Consider the following 20,881-nt stretch of genomic DNA (forward strand, 5'->3'; position numbering starts at 1 on the left):
CAATGATTTTTAGCTCAAAAGCCAAAGGGCGGCGACAATCATCACCAAGGCCAATAGCCGATACGGATCAATCCCGCGTTTTGCACTGCCTAACAGACCATAATGGTCAATCACTAAGCTCATGCCGATTTGCCCTAACAAAACACTGGTCATTGTCATACCGACACCAATAATCGGTGTGGCGATAGTAAGAAAGACCACATAAACGGGGCCTAAAATCCCCCCTGTGAGTAACCACTTAGGTTGTTTAAACAGCTCCGGCAAATTAGGCTTAGCAAAGAAAATCATGATCAATGACAGCAGTATTGACCCAATCATAAAGATCGCTAAGGTCGCTGAAAAATGCCCAACCAGTTCGCCTAATGGCCCCAATAATCCCGCCTCAATCGACAAGCCCATACCGGCGGCCAGCACCAAAAAATACACCACTATTTGCATCTGTTTTATCCCACTCGTTTTCGTTGCGGGCATTGTTAATTAGTGCTTAAATTAAATCAATAACACAGATAACAAGTGATAATTGTATTATGAGCATCAAACCTCTGAGAGTTTTTTTGTCTGTCGCCAAAACGGGCAGCTTTATTGCGGCAGCAAAAGAGTTAGAGCTACCGCCATCGTCTATTTCTCGGTACATTGCCAGTTTGGAAGAAGAGCTGGGGCAGCGCCTATTTTATCGGCACACTCGTGCGGTAAAACTCACGGAAGTGGGTCGCTATTATTTCGCAGAAGTAAGAGAAGCATTAACCAGTTTAGATTTGGCAACCGAGCACGCCAAAGGCTCACTGCTGGTTCCACAAGGCAACTTAAACATAAACGCGCCGGTTTCATTTGGCCGTTTACACTTATCCAAACTCATCGGCCAGTTTCAACAGCATTATCCCGATATTAATGTCGAACTAATGTTAACGGACGCTTATGTCGACCCGGTGGCAAATGGCTCAGACATTGTGATTCGAATCGGCGGCCTCGAAGACTCTAGCCTGAATTATCAACCCATCGCAGACGAACAATTCGTACTGTGTGCCGCGCCAAGTTATCTTAAAACCATAGAAGAACAAACCAACAAGCTATCGCACCCCAAGCAACTGCTCGATTTAAACTGTTTGGTGTATAAGGGAAACAACGGTCGTCGACATTGGTTTTTTCGACAAGAAGGCAAAGCCACCGTCGAATATATTGAAGTCACCGGCAACCTGTGCAGCAATAATGCAGATATCTTGGTACAAGCCGCATTAGCGGGCCAGGGTATTATTTTATTTCCACGCTGGTTGGTGTTTCAACACTTGGCGACAGGAGAACTGGTGAGCTTATTAGAAAACTGGGAAGGCGCAGAAAAAGACACCCCACAAAGCATTTATGCCCTCTATCCAGGCAATCGAATGAAGTCATCAAAGGTACGGTACTTTTTAGATTTTATGGCGGCATTTTTTGGGCATTCACAGCCCTATTGGGATAAACGTCTTATTGAAAACACATAAAAAAGAGACAGATAAAAACGCACCTGTCTCTTTTTTTATCTGTCTCTTTATAAGATAGTTTTTGACATTATTTTGCTGTGATCACGTCCATCACTAGCTTGCCGCCCACCTTGATCGGACCGTCTTCTTTGGCGCCCAAGGTGTATTCAAAGATACCCGTTTTCATACCACCCGCTTCGCCATGAAGCATCAACATTAGCATTTCACCTGACTTAACTGGCTCCGTCAGAATAGCAGCAACGTCATGGTTTTCGCCTTTTTTAAGTGGCGCATACGCCACCACTGGGCCAGGCTTCATCGCCTTATCAGTACGATGCACAACCAACCAGCCATTGTTCTCAGCCATGATCATATCGGTTGTCACCGTTCCTCCAGATACATCCTGATCACTGCCTTTTACCGCAAGCTTACCGCTCATTCCACCAGCCAATACCGCGCCAGCCATTGTGACAATACCCAAACCAAGCGTAATGCGTGAAAGTGTATTTTTCATAATAAAACCTCTCCATTGTGTCTCGTTGAAATAGTATTTTTTTGCTTACTACTTTAGTTACGAGGACAATTTAAAAAGGTTTCAGAAAGTCTGACTTTTTCTACTTTTTCATTTCAAGAAGAAAAAAGCCAAGCAACACACCTTAGTTAGGCTGGTTGCTTGGCTGGTTATAAAATGATTAAAGTGCTGTCGGGTAAAGCCTACCATGAATAGCTGGCCCAGTAGGGACGCCAGTTGGCGATCCTCCCAAAGGCTCTACACTAATACCAAAGGTCGCATGACGAATCACCGCAGGGTCATAATTGATCTGCTTTTGAATCGGTGCCGTCACATTCGCCAATAGTCCTAAAGAGCGTGGTGCCGGACCAATTTCATCCGCCTTGATCCACAACTGATAGGTTTTGTCTGTTTGCCCTTGAGCCATCACCGGCCGAACAGTTAACTGACGTGTTTCAATGTCCAGCGACATAATAAAGGCCGGTTGACTATCATCCGCTTGAAACACGGCCACAAAGGGCGCGCTCGCTTGAATTGGCGGCGAAGCAGGTGGTTTTACCACCATAAACACCGCAAGACAGGCTGCAATCGCCGACGTACCTAGCGCGGTAACGCGCCAGCGCTTCAACGTCGTGCGCATGGCTTCCATCTCCACGACCACCGCCGATGACGCTTTATTCATCACAGAATCATTACTTACTTTGGTATGGGAGCGATCATCTAACTTGGCCAAAATATCATCAAACAAATCGACTCTGGGTTCCGCCGCTTGTACATAGTCGTTTAAGCCCGCAAGATGGGTCTGCCAGCTTATAATCGCTTGCTCTAGAAGCGGGTCTTCTTGGCGGCGCACCTCTACGGCATCACGCTCAGTTTTATCTAACGTACCCAGCACATATTCTGCGGCCAACGTATGGATGGCTATTTCTTCGTCGTTATTCATAAATTCATACAACCTTGCAGTAATTTTATACTGCGATGAAGCCAAGTTTTAATCGTTCCTAATGGTTGATTTAAACGCTCCGCAAGCTCCTGACGAGAAAACCCATCAAGGTAAGCCGCCTTAATCATTTCTGCCCGAGGTGACTCAAGTTCGGCCAAACATGCCTCTAGCTTTAAAAGGTCTTGGCTCTTGCTAAAAGAGTCGTCTGGCGCCATCGAATCATCGGCGATTAAATCAAAGTCCACATCAATTTCGCTGTCTGGCAGCTGGTTTTTACGCACTTCATCAATCGCTCGATTGCGTGCGATGGTTGCCATCCAAGTAATCGGCGAAGCGACGCCTGCATTATAAGTAGATGCTTTTTCCCATATCTTGAGATAAACCTCTTGCAACATCTCTTCGGCCAATGCCTGATGCTTTAAGATACGATAAACAATGCCAAAAAGTTTCCGATGCGTAGATTGATATAACTCAGAGAAAGCATGACGGTCTTGTTGGGCGACTCGGCCGAGCAAATGTACCAGCGATTCTGTCGTTTGCTGTTCTGATAATAAAGATTGCGTCATAAGGCTCGTATCAATTGATATCCACTCAGTGAAATTTCCATACCACCATCGAGTGATTCAGGCAGCAGATTGCTTTTATAGTAGACAATAAATACGCCCAACAAAAAAGCAAAAAGCCCCAAATATTGAATTCAACATTTGGGGCTTGGCGTTCAATATGTCAACAGCGAAACTCGCTCGTCAAAAACACACCTAACGGATTAAAAGCACAACTAAGAAGCGAGGCAAATTGCGCGACCATGGTTATGCACTTCCACCAGTTCTTTGTGTAAGCTGCGAATGGCTTTTTCGTAGTCTTCTTCGTCGACCACAAATTGCATATCGACTTGGCGCATCGATTGGTGCATCGCCAAGACGTTCACATCTTGCTCGGCAATGGCTTTTACCGCTTTAGCCAACATCCCTGTGGTTTTCATATCACTGCCAATAGCAGAGACAATCGCCACTTTACGTTGCGTAATTTCTGCATCGGCAAAACGCTCGTGCAATACTCGCATAACGCGCTTTAAGGTTTTTAAGTTAATCGCCAAATAATGCGTAATGGTGTTGGCGTTAATGTCTTTGGCAATAATATGAGCATGAAACTGTCTTAATACCTTAAGAATGTCCACATCAAATTTATCGATATCGCCCGCCATGTCTTGGTCAAATAGTTCTACCGCAAACACACCTCGACACCCTGCGATGATTTCAACACATGGCGCGTCACTGACATAATCTCCAGTAATAAGCGTACCGGTGTGCTCTGGCTCAAAGGTGTTTTTCACGCGTAATGAAATACCACTTTGGCGTAGACCTTTTGCCGCTTTAGGGTGAATGGCTTCCATCCCGAGGTTGGCGAGCTGATCGGCCACATCGTAGTTGGTTCGGCCAATGGGCACGGCGTTGCTTTCACCGACTAAACGCGGATCGGCGCTGCTTAAATGGAACTCTTTATGAATCACCGCTTCACGCGCTTCGGTCAGCACGGCAATTCGGCTGAATGTCATTTCGCTATAACCGCGATCAAAGGTCGACATCAAGCCAGTTTCGCTGTGCGCATAACCGGTTGCAATCGGCAGCTCTTTGCTCAGATCAATGCCTTTAAACGCATCAAGAATACGCTCGTCAAGTGACATATGACTTGGGCTGTTCCAGCCGGTTAAATCAACAAAAACCGCATTCACGCCGTCGCGTTGTAACAAATGCGCGGTGTTCCATGCGCTGTGAGCTTCACCAAGACTGGCGAGCATTTCACGCACTGTCGCAAGGTGTTCACTGATCGAAAAATGACCATGCTGACAAAGACGATGTAAGTCTTCTAAACACTCTTGCGCTTCTTTAAGACGGCTCGTTAGAAAAGCATCTGCTTTGTGGCGCAACTCACCCGCTTCAAATAAAGCGTGGTTGATTTCAAGCATGGCATTGCGTACGTCTTGCAAGGCTGGAAACCAGTTGTTTTGCTTACGCTCTTGGGCGAATAAAGCAAATACGCCAGCATCGCCGGTTTTTTTATGCTCCAGCAACTTATCTGTCATCCCCGCATAGGCCGAAACGACAAAAACACGCTGGTACATGCTGTCCGCTTGAGCGGGTTTAAAAATAATATTATCTCGAACCGAACGGTAGTCACTCATGGACGTACCGCCAATTTTTTCAACTGTATGTTGTCCCATCATTTATCCAATCTATCTAGGGGTCAAAGGCGTCCTTCAACCGAAATCAAAAACTGCCGCTATATTGTCATAAGGCTGCGGAAAATTTAAGCATTAATCGCACTTTCTAAGCTCAGTAATCGGTAAATAAAATGAGCGTGCTAAGGCTTAACTCTGTACGCATTGAGTATTGAACAAAAAACATAATGGAGGACAATAACATGCAGCAGAGGAGTGAGTCAGAATGCTATTAGGCGCCTCAGAAAAGAGGCGCTTAATAGTAAAAACACGGCATTTAACGAAACGCCGTGAGAGTAAAAGACGTGACGATTAATCAAGAATCTCGTAAGCGCCTTCTGAGTTGTGTACTTCTTTACCCGTTACTGGTGGGTTAAAGACACAAGCCAGCTTTAGTTCTTTAAACGCACGTAGGGTATGTGCATCATGTTTGTCTAGCACGTAGACAACACCCGGTTTGATCTGATGCTTTTGCCCTGTTTCACGACTTTCGACTTCACCTTCACCCGAAATACAGTACACAGACTCAAGATGATTCTTGTAATGCATGTCGAAATCTTTGCCTTCGTAGATGGTGGTGATGTGAAAAGAAAAGCCCATATTGTCTTCTTTTAATAAAAGACGTGTGGTTTCCCAATTACCATCTGGGGAGACAACTCGGCGTTCGGTTTTTTCACATTCTGCTAAATCACGTGCAAACATTCTTTTCTCCTTATGATCCTAAGATCGATTAAGTGTCGGTATCTCGCTACCGAACGAAACTTGAGGTTTTTAACTTACGATTTACCTCACTCAAGTATAAAAAAGAAAACGCCTTCGCATCAGAAGGCGATCCTCTTACTAGGCGCCATGAGACTAGATGGCGATGTTGTAGTTCTCATCAAAATAGCTTTTTGCTTCTGGCATGTCATCTTCTTTGGCGCACACATCACGAATCGCGCGCTCTAGAATATCAATACCCTGCTTCAGATCTTCGTCGCTAATAATAAGCGGACAAAGGAACTTAACCACCTGATCATCGGCACCAGAGGTTTCGATCATCAAGCCGTTTTGGAAGCATTTCTTCGTAATTTTATTGGCTAATTCACCGCTTACACAGTTGATGCCACGCATCATGCCTCGACCTTGAACGATGAAATTACCCTCACCGAATTCGTTTATGATCGCTTGTGTGCGCTGATGAATGTATTCGCCTTTGCGTTTGATGTCTTTCTCAAATGCATCGTCTTTCCAATAGGTTTCAATCGCTACTTTCGCCGTTACAAACGCAAGGTTGTTACCACGGAACGTACCGTTATGCTCACCCGGCTTCCATTCATCCAACTCAGGACGCATAAGCACAACAGCAAATGGCAAACCGTAACCGCTCAATGATTTCGACATGGTCACAATATCTGGCTTGATACCGGCGTCTTCAAAGCTAAAGAAAGTCCCCGTACGGCCACAGCCCGCTTGGATATCATCAACAATCAACAACACGCCGTGTTTTTTACAAACCGCTTCAAGGTTTTGTAACCAACCAAAGCTTGCCACGTTAATACCGCCCTCACCCTGAACCGTCTCAACAATCACTGCGGCTGGCAGATCAACGCCACTACTAGAATCCGTTAGGACTTTGTCTAGGTATTCTGTGGTTTCAATGCCGTCGCCTAAGTAGCCGTCAAACGGAACCGTTGATACACCCGCACCCAAGCTTAAACCTGCCGCGCCACGGTGATGGGAGTTCCCTGTTACCGATAAAGCGCCCAAGCTACAACCATGGAAGCCATTGGTAAAACTCACAATGTTTTCACGACCCGTTACGTTACGTGCCAATTTAAGTGCTGCTTCCACAGCATTGGTACCGGTTGGGCCAGTGAACTGCACCATATACTCCAAGCCACGAGGCTCAAGGATGTGCTTTTTAAACACTTCTAAAAACTCGCCCTTGGCTTTGGTATGCATGTCTAAGCCATGAGTAATACCGTCATCCAGTATGTATTCGACCAATTTTTCTTTGAATACAGGGTTATTGTGACCATAGTTCAAAGTACCTGCACCCGCTAAGAAATCCAGGTACTTGTTGCCTTCTTCATCAAACAAATGAGCGCCTTGGGCACGGTGAAAAACACGTGGAAAAGAGCGTGCATAAGATTGTACTTCTGATTCAATTTCGTCAAAAATTTTCATATTGTTATCATCCTTTAAATGAATAAACCATTAATTAAAAACATAAGCTAAACGCGTAATGTTAAAGAAAACTCGAGAGCGAAAGACTGACTTTCTAGCTCATCTTGTTTTCTTACGATAAAGAAATAGGGCCGATTCGAACCAAATGCTCGGTGTCATGCTGACCTTTAAAATGCGTCTGTTTATCAAACATAACGGATTCTTCCAAAGGCGCACCCAGCTGATCGGCAAGGCGACGAAACAAAGCCCATGAGCCTTGGTTTGACGCTGTAATACTGGTTTCGATGTAACGCACGCCAGAACAGCTGGATCGTTCAAGCAATGATGAAACCATTTTTTTCGCTAGGCCCTGACCGCGAGCTTTTTCACTCACCGCCACCTGCCAAACAAACAATGTGTCTAATTGATTGGGAATAATATAACCAGAAACAAACCCCACTAAGCCTTCATTTTCTAGGCTAGCCGCAATCGACGTTTCACTAAAATGGCTGGCTTGCAATAAGTTGCAATACACCGAATTAGTATCCAGTGGAGGGCAAGACGCCACCAATTCATGTACGGCCATGCCATCCACTGCACTGGGTTTAGTAAAGACTATTTTTTCTGAATTCATAACAATATCCATTAGAAAACAAAGCATTAATATCTCGTAATCTTTATAAATCACATCATCAACAATCATCTACATAGCTGATTTATATGATATAAACATTACTTAACTGACCTTTAAGTCGATTTGATTTGATGTCTAACCATTTTACCTGAAAACAAATTCATGTCCAGCCATTTATTTAGAGAACTAACTATTAGAGGCGTAATCTTAGCGTGCAAATGGCGCCAACCCTAGCCAGCATTAGGCTTGGCAAGCACCCTCCAATAAAGTCGAAAATCGACTAAATACAGGCACAGTCGATAAGATAAATGCGATAAAAAAGTCATTTTTAGTTGCATATAAGTGGCGAAATTCGGAAAATCCGCCCCCTATTCGGAGTTTTGCTTACCAGCATTCCTTCATGCTGGCGAAGTGGGAAGCGCAAGTATGGATAAAAATAACTCCGAACGCTGTTTAGGAAGCGCTTTCGACATGATTAATACACGCATCGTCTTAGCGCCTCGTTGTATATTGCTTTCAACTATTTAGAGATAACTATGAAAAATAAAACCTCTATCCAAGGCTCGTGGGCGAGTCGATGGATATTCATTTTAGCGGCCACAGGCTCTGCCGTTGGCTTAGGCAATATCTGGAAATTCCCATACATTACAGGTGAAAACGGCGGCGGTGCATTCGTACTTGTCTATCTTGCTTGTATTTTACTGGTTGGTATTCCAATCATGATGGCCGAAGTATTTATTGGTCGTCGCGCTCGTAAAAACCCTATTAATGCGCTAAGTGATCTAGCCGAAGAGTCTGAAGGGACAAGAAAATGGGGGATCATTGGGGTCATGGGGATGCTATCTGGCGTGCTTATTTTCTCATTTTACTCCGTCGTAGGTGGTTGGGTATTACATTACATTATCGCCATGCTGACGGGCGACATGGCAAACGTTACTTCTGATCAAGCGGGTGACGCGTTTGGTGCTCTGCTTGCAAACCCTATGACATTGTTAGGCTGGCACACTCTGTTTAGCATTATGACAATCGTTGTCGTGGCAGCGGGAATCAATAAAGGCATAGAAACAGCCACTCGCATCATGATGCCTGCGCTGTTTGTTTTGCTTATTGTTTTGCTTGGCTATGCCATGACAACGGGAGGCTTTGCGCAAGGTTGGGACTTTATGTTTCATTTTGACTTCGGTCAATTAACCTGGAATGCCGCCCTGATTGCCTTAGGTCATTCCTTTTTTACCTTGTCACTCGGCATGGGTACCATTATGGCGTATGGCTCATACATGACGAAAAATGCGTCCATAGGTAAAACGGTATTAACCATTGGCGCACTAGATACCGTGGTGGCGCTGGTCGCTGGCTTGGCTATTTTCCCTGTCATTTTTGCCAACGGAATGGATCCGGCCGCAGGCCCTGGGTTGATGTTCATCTCCCTACCCGTTGCGTTTGGACAAATGCCTTTTGGTCAATTATTTGGCACCTTGTTCTTTGTTCTTGTGGGTGTCGCTGCATGGACCTCGGCCATTTCATTACTGGAACCTACCGTGGCTTTCTTGGTAGAACGCTTCAAAATGAAACGCATCACAGCGTCTATTGGTTTAGGCCTTGTGGTTTGGGCGTTAGGCATTGCTTGCTTAGGGTCATTTAACTTTATGTCAGATGTCACCTTCTTTGGCAAAAACACGTTTGACTTCTTAGACTACATTACCGCCAACATTATGCTGCCATTAGGCGGTATCTTGATCGCGCTGTTTGCCGGTTGGGTGGTTAAAGACAAATTCGCACAAGACGAATTAAATCTTTCCAGCACTGTCTTTAAACTGTGGAATGTGTCGATGAAATTCACCGCACCAGTGGCAATTGCAATTGTGTTGTATTTCTTGATCAATCCATTGCAGTAAGCTTTCTACCGACTTCTCCGCCGGTGCAAAGCACTGGCGGGGCTGTTTTTCCTTAAACTAACAACCACTTTTTTTTAAAAACTAACAACCACTACATAGATCTTAGCGCGTAATTCTCTCCCGCTGTTTGTAGCGTCTTAGTCAGCTCCGACGCCACGTCTGCCTGTTGCACCTTGTTCCAAATAATCTCATGAAAATAAAACGCCACGGTATTAATGGCTGGCTCAACAATTGCCACCAAACCGCCCACCAAAAGACTGCCAGTAATAAGGTAGGCAACGGTAAACGCAATCGAAAAGTGCATCACTGCAAAGGTCATTGTCTTAGCCATTTTTAATCTCCTTCTTTAATTTAATAGAAAGAGTAAATGACACATGGTGATTGTAAAAATATATTATTGATATCTGTTTAATAGTTTTTTTGTTTTTTTAAAAGACTATTTGGTTAGTCGGTTATTCGCGCCACAAAGTCAGCAACTCCTTCTAGCGCGTCTGAATAGACTTTTACCTCTCCCTGCATGGTCGCTTTAGCGTCGTGAGCCGCCAACCAAAAGCTCGCCCCAACCACCCCAACGGGCCGCTGCCATTGCTGCATTTGCTCTAGCAATTCTGGCGCTTTACCCACCCATTCATTGTCACAAAATACCAACACAGACTGAGCCTGGACACCGCCGACCAGTGTGGTCCAATCATGGCTGGACGACACGCTTGGCACAATTCGACAGGACAACCCCTTATCCAATAAAATCGCCGCCGCCATATAACACCACAATATGCGCGAACTGCTTCCCGTAACAAGCACCCGTGGCGGCTGTTTTTGCTGGGGTTTAAACTGATTTACCCGAGCCATTAACGCTGGCAACACAACCGATTCACAAAACGCCAAGGCCGCGCCCTTGCCCATCCGCTCAAAGCTTGGCAACAACCAATCCCGTACCGCGATATTGGCAGGGTACTGCGAAAAAATTTGCTGATACATTTGCTCAATTTTATCCTGTTGAAACGTTTCTGCGGCTTTTACCAATGCCTGCTGCCAGTCCAACCATTCACTAGAGGGTAGCGCGCTTTCTAACGTCGCATCCTGCTCCAACAAAGCCCGCACTTTACTCACCGCCACGCCTTGCTGAATCCAGCGCAGTATATTTTCAACTCGTTGCACATCCGCTTGATCGTAAAGACGGTGGCCTTTGCCTGTGCGTTTTGGCTTTAACAAACCATAACGCCGTTCCCACGCCCGCAGTGTCACCGAGTTAACGCCGGTTCTTAACGATAATTCTCTTATCGGGAAGTAAGCGGCACTCTCTCGTAAAGCGGCATCATCCTGTAAATCCGACACCCCCCGTAAAACCGACGCATCTAAAGACGCCACAACCTGTTTATTTTTCACTTCAACATTTTTATCCAACTCGTTTACACCTATATTTTTAATGCATCAGATTTATTTTCGACAAACACCCAAAGCCCATGACACAGCAATCTAAACGATTTAAAAAACAAACCAATATTGTACAACAATTTATTTGTACAATTTTATTGCTTTTCTTGTACGAAATTATATATTGTATAAGAACATAAACACAGCAGCAGGAAAACACATGAACGCATCAACCGCCAATTCTCCCCATCCAGCCAAATTTGACCTGTTTGTTGATGTGCCAAGGCAATGCTGAAGGTGCATTGATCAGTGCCCTTTCGCTGGTTAACAAAATCGAACACACACAATAAACGTCATTCTATTGGTTTTTGGAGGGTTTAATTATGCCACTTTCTCAGTATTCACCAGATCAGCTCACCCATAAAATCCCGGTTGGCATCAGTGCTTGCTTGCTAGGGGACAATGTTCGATACAATGGCGGCCACAGTCATTCAGACTATTGTGATAAGGTATTAACCCATTACTTTGACTACCAAAAGTTCTGCCCTGAAGTGGCCGCAGGGTTTGGCACACCACGGCCCACATTACGCCTAGAAGGTGATCCAAACGCACCAAGAATGACGTTCAGCAAAAATTCAGAGGAAGACGTATCCGCGGTATTTATGACGGCCTCTAACCAGTATCTAGAAAATTTATCGCATCTGGATGGCTACATTTTAATGAAAAAATCCCCCAGCTGCGGTATGGAACGTATCAAGGTGTACCAAGAAAACGGCCACCCTCATATGCAAAGAAGTGCTGGGCTTTTTACCAAAGCGCTCCAGCAACGTTATCCCTTATTGCCCGTAGAAGAAGACGGTCGTCTAAATGACCCCGCACTAAGAGAGAATTTTTTATTGCGTGTCTTTACTCACCACGACTTTCGTCACAGTGTTGGCGAAGAGGCAAAAATGAAAGACCTTATCGCTTTTCATAGCCGCTATAAATACATGGTCATGGCCCATTCCCAACCGATATATCGCAAACTCGGGCGCCTGCTTTCAGGCAATGACCCAAGACCCATTAAGGCATTGAAAGCCGCCTACTTTGAAATATTAATGACCACCTTGTCAAAACCCGCGGCACGTAAAAACCACTGCAACGTCTTAATGCATTTGGTGGGGTATTTAAAACACGCTGTAGACGTTTCGGTACGTAAAGACATATTAGACGTTGTAGAACAATACCGCCGTGAAGAGGTCAATTTGGCAACGCCAGTCACCTTATTGCATCACTATTTAAAGCACTACGGCAGCGACTATATTAATAAACAAAGCTATTTCATTCCCTACCCATCCCCTCTTGGCATCCGTAACACGGTTTAAGGTAGTTAATAACATGAAAACCAACCATCTAGTTTGGCTGAGAAATGACCTGCGTTGGCGAGATAATCCCGCGCTTTATTATGCCTCTGTCGCCGCACAAGCCGAGCAGAGCAACCTTGCGGTCATTGTCACGCCTACTCCCGCTCAATGGTCTGAACATAACGAATCAGACGCCAAAACAGGGCTAAGAGCCGGTCTAGTCAACAGGTTGGCCACAGCACTCGCGGCGCTGGGTATTCCACTGCATAGTCTCGAGGCCAAGACGTTTGATCAATTGCCCGAGATCATCTCGCAGTTTTGCTTAGACAATGACATCCACAATGTGTGGTTCAACCAAGACTTGCCCATTCACGAACAACAACGTGACAAAGCGGTTTGCGAGCGTTTACAACAACACCAGATCAACACTCATTTACAGGCCGAAGACCTGATCGTCGCCCAGCCTGTGCTAAGCCAACAAGGTACGCCATTCAAAGTATTTACGCCTTTCTTTAAACGTTGGCTCACACTGCTTGCTCAGCAAGATATCACTCCATTTGCAGACCCAGAACCACAAGCTGAACCGCTGCCCTTTACCCCCACCAGCTTCACTTGGGAGATGCCCTTTAGAGAAGATTTATGGCCAGCCGACCAAGACACCGCCAAGCAAAAACTCTGGCAGTTTTGCCATCACAAAGAGCGCCATTATCAAGCCGGCAGAGATTACCCTATTGAGCCCGCCACCAGCACGTTATCGCCTTACCTCGCCCTTGGCGCCTTGGGGCCAAGACAGTGTCTAGAAGCGATTTTTTACACCTGCGATCAAGAAGGAAAACGCTGGCAAGACAGCGTCTGGCTCAAGGAATTGGCGTGGCGCGACTTCTATCGCCAGCTAATGAAACACTTTCCTTTGCTGTGCATGAGTCACCCCTTTAAAGCCGAAACCAATGCCTTAATTTGGCGCCGCAATGAAGCAGAGTTTCAGGCGTGGTGTGAAGGCAAAACGGGCTTTCCTATCGTCGATGCCGCCATGCGTCAGTTAAACCAAACCGGCTGGATGCACAACCGCTTAAGAATGGTGGCTGCCAGCTTCTTTACCAAGCTGATGTTTGCCGATTGGCGCAGAGGCGAAGCGTATTTTATGAGTAAGCTAATTGATGGTGAATTCGCTGCCAACAATGGTGGCTGGCAATGGAGTGCATCGACAGGCTGCGATGCCGCACCGTATTTCCGTGTTTTTAATCCCACTAGGCAATCAGAAACCTACGATAAAGAAGGTGATTTTATTCGACGTTTTGTGCCAGAACTCGCGCCGCTAGACGCAAAATCTATTCATGACCCAAAGCCAGAGCAAAGAAAGCGCTGTGGTTATCCTGCGCCCATCATCGATTATAAACCCGCCAGACTGGCGGCGATTGCCGCTTTTGATGCGTTAAAAGGAAAATAGTGCGATAAATAATGCTTTGAACTGTAATATTTATTAAAACTGCCTTTTAGAGCCTCTCACAACATTATATAATCGACCAAATTCTGGGGATCACGAATCACTATGCCTAACTCACCGCAACACCTACACGATGTTCTCGTTCACTTACGACGCATCATTCGAGCCACTGATCTGCAGTCAAAACGCGTCGTCAAAGCCTGTGGTTTAACCATTCCACAAATCATGGTGCTGCGCTCCATCGAAACACTTGGGGATGTCACCGTACGCAAAATTTCAGACAGCGTGTCGCTGAGTCAAGCGACGGTAACCACCATTTTGAATCGTTTAGAAGACAGAAAGTATGTGGAACGCGTCAGAGGGCAAAAAGACAAACGCGTCGTAAACGCGCGACTCACAGAACATGGCTTGGAAGTATTGAAAACAGCGCCGCCTTTACTGCATGAAAAATTCATTGGGGAATTTGAATCGCTAGAAGGCTGGGAACAAACACAAGTTCTCGCGTCATTGCAGCGCATTGCGATGATGATGGACGCAGAAAATTTAGACGCGGCACCGCTGTTGGATATCAATTCTCCTGGCGCGTAAATCCAAACATCGCCTCCATCCAAACATCACAGATAATCGTTGCGCCTTATCATGCGCAACGATTGCAACCACAGATGAGATACCTTAATTATTTAAGATTAAGCACATCCTGCATATCGTACATACCTGCGGCTTTTCCGTTTAACCACGTCGCTGCTCGCACCGCGCCTTTGGCAAAGGTCATTCGGCTGCTGGCTTTATGAACAATTTCAATCCGCTCACCTTCCGTTGCAAACCACACACTGTGCTCTCCCACGACATCGCCAGCACGAATGGTTTCAAAGCCAATTTCTTTTTGAGTACGAGCGCCAGTTTGACCTTCACGGCCATAAACAGCACAGTCTTTCAAATTGCGACCTAGCGCTTCAGCAACCACTTCACCCATACGCAATGCGGTACCAGAAGGCGAATCTACCTTATGACGGTGATGCGCTTCGACGATCTCCACATCGTACTCGTCCCCCAAAATTTGCGCCGCGGTGGCCAGCAATTTCAGGGTTAAATTCACCCCGACACTCATATTCGGTGCAAAGACCACAGGCGATTGCTGAGCCACTTGGTTTAGCCTTGCTTTTTCAGCGTCGTTTAAACCCGTTGTGCCCACCACAATAGCCTTTTGATGTTGAGCACAAAAAGCCGCATTTTCTAACGTTAACGTCGGCGTCGTAAAATCAATCAAGACATCAAAATCATTCACGCAATCCGCCAGTGTCGCCACCGCCGTCACACCAAGTTTGCCAACGCCCGCCATTTCTCCAGCGTCTACGCCAATCAAACTACTGCCAGGCTTTACAATTGCGGCCCCTAACGAGATGCCATCGGCATCATGAATAGCCGTAATTAAATTTTTGCCCATGCGCCCAGATGCGCCAATCACTGCTACCCGCATTGTGTTTACTTCCTCAATATTTTGTCTGCGCAAACCATAGCAAAAATCGACCCAAATCTCAGCATTAAAATGGTCATGTTCTTTAGACAATAAAAAAGACGCCGGAGCGCCTTTATTGTCGAGAAAAGAATAACTAGGTGACTGCCGAGAACCATCAGTGACACATTAAGACAGTGGCTTAAAAAGACGATAAATTAAAAATACGCTGAATTAAAAAATCTCATCCGGTCGCAATTCCTGAATACTGTCTAGATCAAATTCAAACGCGCCATCATCCTGTAAGTCCGTTGACTCTGAACGCATCACGGAAGGCGGAGCATCGTTCTGCTTAATCACTATCTCAACGCGCCGATTAGTCGCACGGTTGCTGGCTGAATCGTTAAGAACCAAAGGCCGAGTATCAGCATAGCCAGTCACCGCAAAACGACCTTGATTAAGCTGCCCAGTCGAGAACAACTCTTCGGCAACAGCAATAGCCCGCGCCGAAGACAATTGCCAGTTGGAACGAAACTGACGGCTGTCTATGGGCACATTATCTGTGTGCCCTTCAACCGAAATAGTGCCTTGAATTCCCACCAGCACACTACGAATCAAATCAATAACGGGAATAAAGGCGTAATTTAACTCCGCAGAACCAGACTCAAACGAGCCTTTGTCTTTGATACGAATGGTAATGGTCTCTTCTTTCGTCTCTATCTCTACATTGCCTTTTGAAATTTCTTCGCGCATCACCGACGCGATCATTTGAGCATCGCCTTCTGTTTCTTGGATTTTTTTCTCGCGCTCAAGATCCGCAAAAGACTTGTCTACAAAGGTAATCGGCGAAGGCGAACCAGAATCACTCTGATCTTTTAATTCCGCATCACCTGGCTTACAAATGACCTCTAAGGTATTTTCAGGGGTAGAGTCTACTTTTTGCCGAACTTCATTAATTGGCGTTGGCTCAGGACGACCTGGGCTGAACTCCTGAGCAATTATTGAGGTGCCCATTGGAATCGAGTCCGCTTCAACTTCTCGTTGCACACCAAATGCCATTTTCAAAGAGCCGGCAAGTTGCTTAAACTTGATAACATCCATTTCTGAAAATGTCAGCAAAAGCACAAAGAAACACACCAACAAGGACATAAGATCCGCAAAGGTACCCATATAAGCGGGCAACCCCTCAACACATTCTGGGCAATCTGATTCTTCTTCGTCACTCATTATTAGATCCGTTTACAGCTGATATATTATCCACGTTCGATTCGCTTACTTTCTGCTATGTAAGTTTTCAAAGCACCATCCAAAATACGCGGATTTTGACCAGACTGAATCGCAAGCAAAGCATCCAGAATGAGCTTCTGGCAGATCAATTCTTCATCGGCACGAACGTTTAATTTGGTCTGAATAGGCAGACACACCATGTTAGCCAGCGCCGCACCATAAAGCGTCGTCAGAAGCGCGACCGCCATGGCAGGACCAATAGATTTTGGGTCTGACATATTAGATAACATCTGCACCAAGCCAATCAAGGTGCCTATCATCCCCATCGCCGGCCCTACATCACCAAACGACTTAAACACTTTTGCGCTGCTGTTATGACGATAATAAGATTGATTCATATCCCTAGAGAGCTGAGTTCGAATCACAGTACCATCGTGACCATCCACCAGCATCTGAATGCCTTTGGATAAAAAAGGGTGGCTCACCTCCCTGCCCTCTAATGACAACAAACCGCCTTTACGAGCGTCGTCTGCCAAGCTGTATATTTCATCAATTAAAGTATCCAGAGGCACACTTCTGAACATAAAAGCTTTGGCGGCGATTTTTCCCGCACTCAAAAACTTAGCCAGAGGATATTGCATCAAAACAACAAAGGTCGACCCGACTAATACGATCAGTATTGACGGGACGTTTACAAACATTCCAGCCGATCCGCCAAATACTATAGCGGAAACAACCACTACAAAAGACCCTATAAGCCCTATTAACGTTGCGATATCCACACACGTCTCCCGATAAAAAGCGATAATACGACACGATACATTTGTGTGATTCTATACGAAACAAAGACCAAGAATGGTATCTTCTTAGAGGATTTTTGTAACTTTCATTAACACGCCCTCGAACCATAAGCCATTTTCTGTTACAAAACATAGATTAATCAAAGAGAAACCATCATGTCCCGTAAAACAAGTGTCCGTCATTTTGAAGAAAACCTCAGCGAACTCGACATTCTTGTCACTCAACTTGAGTCAAATCAGCTCTCGCTTGAAGACGCGCTAAAAGCCTTTGAAAAAGGTGTTAAACTTAGCCAAGAATGCCAATCAGTCCTCACCCAAGCTGAGCAAAAAGTTCAAATTCTGCTGGAAAAACAAGACGGTGAGCACCTAGAAACTTTTGATCCGGAACTAAATTCGTGACTTTAGACGATTTTTCTCACTACGCGCGTCAGCGAGTAGACACTTACCTTACGCAAAATTTAAACCAATATAAACCCGCCAGACACTTACAAGAAGCCATGGCTTACAGTCTTTTCAATGGTGGCAAACGCATTCGTCCCATGCTGACGTACGCGACCGCGTCTTTATTTGGCGACGCAAACAGCCTCACAGACGCCAGTGCAGCGGCCATCGAATCAATTCATGCTTACTCACTGATCCACGACGACCTTCCTGCCATGGATGACGATGACTTACGCCGCGGTAAACCCACCTGCCATATCCAATATGACGAAGCGACCGCCATACTCGCCGGGGATGCGTTACAGACGTTTGCCTTTGAATTATTAAGCGACTCAAAACATCAAAATACCAAAGCCCAACTAGCATTAATTCAAGAACTTGTTCACGCCTCTGGCCGCCATGGCATGGTTGCAGGGCAAATGATTGACTTAGCCAATGTCGGCAAAGAAATCGATGTTCAGGCCCTTGAACAAATGCACCAACACAAAACTGGCGCACTGATTCGCGCGAGCATTCGCATGGGTGCCATCAGTACTTGTAATAAGAGTGGCGCCAAAAACGAAGCCGATTTTGCGGCGCTGGATGTTTACGCCGCGGCCATTGGTCTGGCCTTTCAGGTTCAAGACGACATTATTGATATTACCAGCGACACAACCACACTGGGTAAAACGCAGTTTTCCGATGAAGACGCCAATAAACCGACTTACCCAAAATTACTCGGATTAGAAGGTGCTCAAGCTCTTGCTCAGACTTTACATCAACAAGCTATTACAGCGATTTCACCTTTTGGTGAGGCGGCTCAGCCTTTAGTTGAGCTTGCGAACTATATTATTGGCCGCAACCACTGATATACTTACCCGCTTTTTTAGATTAACTACTATGTGACCAAACCTGTGCCAATGTTTGAAGAGATACCCACAGCGCGACCTAATACACCGCTACTTGATCAAGTCAACGCGCCCGCTGACTTACGTGCTTTTAAAAAAGAGCAATTACCAGCGCTCGTCCGTGAATTGCGAGAATTCATGCTTTACAGCGTCGGACAAACTGGCGGACATTTTGGTGCAGGCCTTGGCGTAGTCGAACTCACGGTTGCGCTTCACTATTTATACAACACCCCAGAAGATCGCATTGTTTGGGATGTCGGTCATCAAGCTTACCCGCATAAAATTCTTACCGGACGCCGAGAAGCCTTACTTAATATCCGCCAAGAAAACGGCATTTCTGGCTTCCCTAAGCGTGATGAAAGTGAATACGATACCTTTGGTGTTGGCCATTCAAGCACATCAATAGGGGCGGCTTTAGGCATGTCCATTGCAGCCCAACAATTAAAAACGGGGCGCAAATCTGTTGCCATCATAGGCGATGGCGCCATGTCTGCCGGTATGGCGTTTGAAGCCCTTAATCACGCAGGTCATGTTAAGGCTGACATGCTGGTCATTTTAAACGACAACGAAATGTCTATCTCAAAACCCGTTGGCGCCTTATCCAGTTATTTTGCGCGTATCTGGGCCAGCAAAACCTATGACAACATTCGCAAAGGCGGACAAAAAGTCTTTTCAGGACTGCCTTCTGCACTGGAGCTAGCGCGTAAAGCCGAAGAACACATGAAAGGCATGGTTTCGCCGGGCATGATGTTCGAAGAATTGGGCTTTAACTACATCGGGCCCATTGATGGTCACGATATGGATCACTTGTTAACCACCATCGCCAACTTAAAAGACCGTTCTGGCCCGCAGTTTTTGCATGTTATCACCAAAAAAGGCAAAGGCTTTGAACCTGCCGAAGGCGATCCAATCGGCTATCACGCCATTAACAAAATTGAACCCGACCCAAAACCTAATATCGAAAAAAGCACACTGCCAAAATACTGCAACGTGTTTGGCAAATGGATATGTGATGCGGCAGAACAAGACGACAAGCTCGTCGCCATCACACCCGCGATGAAAGAAGGCTCAGATCTGATTGATTTTGCCGATCGCTTTCCAACCAGATACTTCGACGTTGCCATCGCAGAACAACACGCCGTGACGTTAGCCGCCGGCATGGCATGCGACGGCATCAAACCCGTTGTGGCCATTTATTCGACATTTCTACAACGCGCGTACGATCAGCTTATTCACGATGTGGCGCTGCAAAACCTGGATGTTTTGTTCGCCATTGACCGCGCGGGATTAGTGGGTGAAGACGGCCCTACCCACGCTGGCGTATACGATTTAAGCTACCTTCGCTGCATTCCAAACATGGTTGTTATGGCGCCGTCCGATGAAGACGAATGCCGTAAAATGCTACAAACAGGCTATGAATACAAAGGCCCAGCCGCCGTGCGTTACCCTCGCGGAACCGGCCAAGGCGTCGACATTGAATCGACCTTAAACACGCTTGAAATAGGCAAGTCTCGCACGTTGCGAACGGGTCAATCTGGCATTGTGATTTGCGGCTTTGGGCGTCCGACTTACGATGCATTGCACGCCGCAAACAACCTAGACGCCACCTTGCTTGATATGCGCTTTGTTAAGCCTCTCGATGAAGCCGCATTACTCGCACAAAGTCACGCAAAACTGATTGTCACCGTGGAAGAGAATGCCATTATGGGCGGCGCAGGCTCCGCCGTCAGTGAGTTCTTATTGGCCAATAATCTCACCATCCCAACCCTTCATCTTGGCCTACCAGATCAATATGAAGAACATGCCAGCCACGCCTCTATGTTAAAACGCGTTGGATTGGATGCCCCCGGCATTGATCAAATGATCAAACAAAAACTTACTCAGCTATAGCGCTCACACCGTCGCAAATAGCACTGAAAACACTAGAACAGAAAATAAAACGAAAAACTAAAAATCCGCTGACGTATTAGTAAAAAACTAACGTCAGCGAATTTTTTCTATCTACAGCACCATTTCTACAACCCCCTTTAAACTGAGCTCTTTTCACCTTATATTGAGCCATTCCCATTCGTCTTAGTGAGCAAATCACGCCATAATGAGCACACG

At 45.9% G+C, this 20,881-nt stretch carries 21 protein-coding genes; 8 read left to right on the forward strand and 13 right to left on the reverse strand.

Annotated elements, in window-relative coordinates; genetic code table 11:
• Positions 1–9: 9 nt before the first annotated feature.
• The gene (locus J8N69_RS03180) at positions 10–438 is read right to left on the reverse strand and encodes a DMT family transporter (protein ID WP_168822728.1); all 429 of its coding nucleotides are present in this window, start codon (positions 436–438) and stop codon (positions 10–12) included.
• A gap of 89 nt (positions 439–527) precedes the next feature.
• On the opposite strand from J8N69_RS03180, the gene J8N69_RS03185 reads away from it, so the two are divergent.
• Complete coding sequence (locus J8N69_RS03185; RefSeq protein WP_168822727.1) at positions 528–1,478, forward strand: LysR family transcriptional regulator; 951 nt, start codon at positions 528–530, stop codon at positions 1,476–1,478.
• A 67-nt stretch (positions 1,479–1,545) separates the two neighbouring features.
• Here the strand turns inward: J8N69_RS03185 and J8N69_RS03190 are convergent, their stop codons facing one another.
• The 7 genes from J8N69_RS03190 to ectA form a co-directional block, all read right to left on the reverse strand.
• On the reverse strand, positions 1,546–1,971 hold the full coding sequence (locus tag J8N69_RS03190) for a DUF7282 domain-containing protein (protein WP_168822726.1): 426 nt from the start codon (positions 1,969–1,971) through the stop codon (positions 1,546–1,548).
• A gap of 178 nt (positions 1,972–2,149) precedes the next feature.
• A complete protein-coding gene (locus tag J8N69_RS03195) occupies positions 2,150–2,911 on the reverse strand; it encodes an anti-sigma factor (RefSeq protein WP_168822725.1) in 762 nt (253 codons plus the stop codon).
• Positions 2,908–3,477 carry a sigma-70 family RNA polymerase sigma factor gene (locus tag J8N69_RS03200; RefSeq protein ID WP_168822724.1) on the reverse strand — a complete coding sequence of 190 codons (570 nt, stop codon included), beginning with the start codon at positions 3,475–3,477 and terminating at the stop codon, positions 2,908–2,910. Before J8N69_RS03200 ends, J8N69_RS03195 begins: the two co-directional genes overlap by 4 nt.
• Before the next feature lie 212 nt (positions 3,478–3,689).
• Positions 3,690–5,132, reverse strand: coding sequence for an aspartate kinase (locus tag J8N69_RS03205; RefSeq protein WP_168822964.1), 1,443 nt, complete (start codon positions 5,130–5,132; stop codon positions 3,690–3,692).
• A 309-nt stretch (positions 5,133–5,441) separates the two neighbouring features.
• The gene (locus J8N69_RS03210) at positions 5,442–5,831 is read right to left on the reverse strand and encodes an ectoine synthase (protein WP_168822723.1); all 390 of its coding nucleotides are present in this window, start codon (positions 5,829–5,831) and stop codon (positions 5,442–5,444) included.
• A 153-nt stretch (positions 5,832–5,984) separates the two neighbouring features.
• Positions 5,985–7,298, reverse strand: coding sequence for a diaminobutyrate--2-oxoglutarate transaminase (gene ectB, locus J8N69_RS03215; RefSeq protein WP_168822722.1), 1,314 nt, complete (start codon positions 7,296–7,298; stop codon positions 5,985–5,987).
• Between the two features lie 112 nt (positions 7,299–7,410).
• The gene (gene ectA, locus J8N69_RS03220; RefSeq protein ID WP_227803962.1) at positions 7,411–7,911 is read right to left on the reverse strand and encodes a diaminobutyrate acetyltransferase; all 501 of its coding nucleotides are present in this window, start codon (positions 7,909–7,911) and stop codon (positions 7,411–7,413) included.
• 536 nt (positions 7,912–8,447) lie between these two features.
• Here ectA and J8N69_RS03225 point away from each other — a divergent pair.
• A complete protein-coding gene (locus tag J8N69_RS03225; RefSeq protein WP_168822719.1) occupies positions 8,448–9,806 on the forward strand; it encodes a sodium-dependent transporter in 1,359 nt (452 codons plus the stop codon).
• A gap of 91 nt (positions 9,807–9,897) precedes the next feature.
• Here J8N69_RS03225 and J8N69_RS03230 read toward each other — a convergent pair whose 3' ends face one another.
• Positions 9,898–10,137, reverse strand: a complete 240-nt coding sequence (locus J8N69_RS03230; RefSeq protein WP_168822717.1) for a DUF2061 domain-containing protein — start codon at positions 10,135–10,137, stop codon at positions 9,898–9,900.
• Between the two features lie 113 nt (positions 10,138–10,250).
• On the reverse strand, positions 10,251–11,210 hold the full coding sequence (locus J8N69_RS17100; protein ID WP_211084854.1) for a MerR family transcriptional regulator: 960 nt from the start codon (positions 11,208–11,210) through the stop codon (positions 10,251–10,253).
• Positions 11,211–11,563: 353 nt separating this feature from the next.
• Here J8N69_RS17100 and J8N69_RS03240 point away from each other — a divergent pair, with 353 nt between their 5' ends.
• The 3 genes from J8N69_RS03240 (at position 11,564) to J8N69_RS03250 (ending at position 14,555) form a co-directional block, all read left to right on the forward strand.
• The gene (locus tag J8N69_RS03240) at positions 11,564–12,544 is read left to right on the forward strand and encodes a YbgA family protein (protein WP_168822715.1); all 981 of its coding nucleotides are present in this window, start codon (positions 11,564–11,566) and stop codon (positions 12,542–12,544) included.
• 13 nt (positions 12,545–12,557) lie between these two features.
• A complete protein-coding gene (locus J8N69_RS03245) occupies positions 12,558–13,970 on the forward strand; it encodes a cryptochrome/photolyase family protein (RefSeq protein ID WP_168822713.1) in 1,413 nt (470 codons plus the stop codon).
• Between the two features lie 102 nt (positions 13,971–14,072).
• Positions 14,073–14,555 carry a MarR family winged helix-turn-helix transcriptional regulator gene (locus tag J8N69_RS03250; RefSeq protein WP_168822711.1) on the forward strand — a complete coding sequence of 161 codons (483 nt, stop codon included), beginning with the start codon at positions 14,073–14,075 and terminating at the stop codon, positions 14,553–14,555.
• A gap of 88 nt (positions 14,556–14,643) precedes the next feature.
• On the opposite strand, the gene dapB is transcribed toward J8N69_RS03250, so the two are convergent.
• The 3 genes from dapB to pomA all read right to left on the reverse strand — a co-directional run bounded on the left by dapB (position 14,644) and on the right by pomA (position 17,429).
• A complete protein-coding gene (dapB, locus tag J8N69_RS03255; RefSeq protein ID WP_168822709.1) occupies positions 14,644–15,444 on the reverse strand; it encodes a 4-hydroxy-tetrahydrodipicolinate reductase in 801 nt (266 codons plus the stop codon).
• 210 nt (positions 15,445–15,654) lie between these two features.
• Positions 15,655–16,647 carry a flagellar motor protein MotB gene (locus J8N69_RS03260; protein ID WP_168822707.1) on the reverse strand — a complete coding sequence of 331 codons (993 nt, stop codon included), beginning with the start codon at positions 16,645–16,647 and terminating at the stop codon, positions 15,655–15,657.
• A gap of 26 nt (positions 16,648–16,673) precedes the next feature.
• Positions 16,674–17,429 (reverse strand): flagellar motor protein PomA, encoded by a 756-nt coding sequence (pomA, locus tag J8N69_RS03265; RefSeq protein WP_168822705.1) that lies wholly within the window; start codon positions 17,427–17,429, stop codon positions 16,674–16,676.
• 174 nt (positions 17,430–17,603) lie between these two features.
• Here pomA and J8N69_RS03270 point away from each other — a divergent pair, with 174 nt between their 5' ends.
• The 3 genes from J8N69_RS03270 to dxs are packed head-to-tail and all read left to right on the forward strand — an operon-like array spanning position 17,604 to position 20,665.
• Positions 17,604–17,846, forward strand: coding sequence for an exodeoxyribonuclease VII small subunit (locus J8N69_RS03270; protein WP_168822703.1), 243 nt, complete (start codon positions 17,604–17,606; stop codon positions 17,844–17,846).
• Positions 17,843–18,736 (forward strand): (2E,6E)-farnesyl diphosphate synthase, encoded by an 894-nt coding sequence (ispA, locus tag J8N69_RS03275; RefSeq protein WP_168822701.1) that lies wholly within the window; start codon positions 17,843–17,845, stop codon positions 18,734–18,736. The genes J8N69_RS03270 and ispA overlap by 4 nt, the downstream gene beginning before the upstream one ends.
• Before the next feature lie 51 nt (positions 18,737–18,787).
• Entirely contained in the window at positions 18,788–20,665 is a 1,878-nt protein-coding gene (gene dxs / locus J8N69_RS03280; RefSeq protein ID WP_168822962.1) for a 1-deoxy-D-xylulose-5-phosphate synthase, read from the forward strand.
• The last annotated feature ends 216 nt before the right edge of the window (positions 20,666–20,881 follow it).

Source organism: Marinomonas profundi (assembly GCF_020694005.1).
Classification (GTDB): domain Bacteria; phylum Pseudomonadota; class Gammaproteobacteria; order Pseudomonadales; family Marinomonadaceae; genus Marinomonas; species Marinomonas profundi.